Genomic DNA, 1,732 nt, shown 5'->3' on the forward strand with positions numbered 1-1,732 from the left:
CCGTACAACTGTGGACCCTGTGGCAATACTATCGCGACGCCCTCGCCACGGCGTCCGACCTGGCGGCCGTGCTCGCCCTGATGGCGGAGCCGCGTGTCGGTCTGCGTCCCGGCCGGATCGAGCCCCGGGCGCTGAAACGACGACCGCGTAACTTCCCGCTGCTCATGGAGCCCCGGGCACTGGCCCGGCAGGACGTCCGACTCCATGGGCACCCCAAGAAGGCGAAGTGAAAGGGCCGGGAAATGCATCAAGTCGTCACGTGTAACAGGATGATTTACATGGAGCATCCGCTTAAGTCAGTGCCATTCGGGTCTGACACGAATGGCACTGACTTAAGCGCAACCATCTGAAAAAATAGAAAAACGGGGGGTCGACCGCCCTGGATGGTAAGCTGTAAGGTTGCGCTCGAACAACCTGCCACCCGAGGGGCCAGCCACAATGTATTGCGGACCACAGACCAGAGCCGTGCAACGGCAGATGCAGACCTGCACGCAGTCGCCCGATGCCGACGCCTTCTTCGACCTGCTGACCGGCCCGCAGTTGCTGGAGCGTGCCGCCGCGCTGGCCCCACCGCACCGCAACCGCTTGTTTCCACCCATGAAGGTGTTGTCGATGTTCTGCACCCAGGCGCTGTCGGCGGACGGTTCGTGCCAACAGGCCGTCGATGGCGAGGCGCTCCGGCGTCTGGCGCAGGACCTGCCGCCCTGCAGCAGCGACACCGGCGGCTACTGCAAGGCGCGCCAGCGTCTGCCGACGGACATTCCCAGAACGCTGGCCCGTGAGACCGGCGCGTTGGTGTCGGACGCGATCCCGAACCACTGGCGGTGGCAGGACCGGCGGGTGTGGTTGGTCGACGGCACGACGCTGTCGATGGCCGATACCCGGGCCAACCAGATCCGGTGGCCGCAGCCCGCCCCCCAGGCGCCGGGACTGGGGTTTCCGCACTGCCGTCTGGTGGGGTTGATCAGCTTGGGCAGTGCGGCCCTGTGCGATGCAGTGATCGCCCCCTGCGAGGGCAAGGGCAGCGACGAGCAGACGTTGCTGCGCCAACTCTTCCCGCACCTGGAAGCGGGCGATGTCCTGGTGGGCGACGCGTTCTTTCCGACCTATTTTCTGTTATGCGCGCTGGTCGTGGGTGGTATCGACGGGGTCTTCGAGCAGTTTGGCGCGCGTCGGCGCACCACGAATTTCGCCGCTGGTCAGAAGCTTGGGCCGCGCGACCATCTCATCGTGTGGCACAAGCCCGAGCGCCCCGAGTGGCTGAGTCCGGCCGACTACGCCGACGTGCCGGCCACCCTGACCGTGCGCGAGCTGGCAGCCGGCGGCAAGATCCTGGTCACGACCCTGCGGCGCCCCAACGACGCTCCGAAACCGGCGATCAACGCCCTCTACCGGCGGCGCTGGAGCGTCGAGCTCGACCTGCGGAACATCAAAACCACCCTCGGCATGGAATACCTCTCCTGCAAAACCCCGGCGATGGTGGAGAAGGAGATCTGGATTTACCTGCTCGCCTACAACCTGATCCGTCTCCTGATGGCGCAGTCGGCGCTGCTGGCCGACCAGATTCCCCGCCAACTCAGCTTCAAGCATGCCGTACAACTGTGGACCCTGTGGCAATACTATCGCGACGCCCTCGCCACGGCGTCCGACCTGGCGGCCGTGCTCGCCCTGATGGCGGAGCCGCGTGTCGGTCTGCGTCCCGGCCGGATCGAGCCCCGGGCGCTGAAACGAC

1 protein-coding gene and 1 pseudogene are annotated in these 1,732 nt (G+C 66.1%); both read left to right on the forward strand.

Going from position 1 to position 1,732, the window contains the following annotated elements; genetic code table 11:
- A pseudogene (locus tag QZY44_RS15000) lies at nucleotides 1–230 on the forward strand (IS4 family transposase); the annotation flags it as partial.
- Nucleotides 231–477: 247 nt separating this feature from the next.
- On the forward strand, nucleotides 478–1,732 hold a 1,255-nt coding region (locus QZY44_RS15005; RefSeq protein WP_295447588.1), incomplete at its 3' end, for an IS4 family transposase.

Origin of the sequence: uncultured Thiodictyon sp. (assembly GCA_903837595.1) — a bacterium.
Lineage (GTDB): Bacteria > Pseudomonadota > Gammaproteobacteria > Chromatiales > Chromatiaceae > Thiodictyon.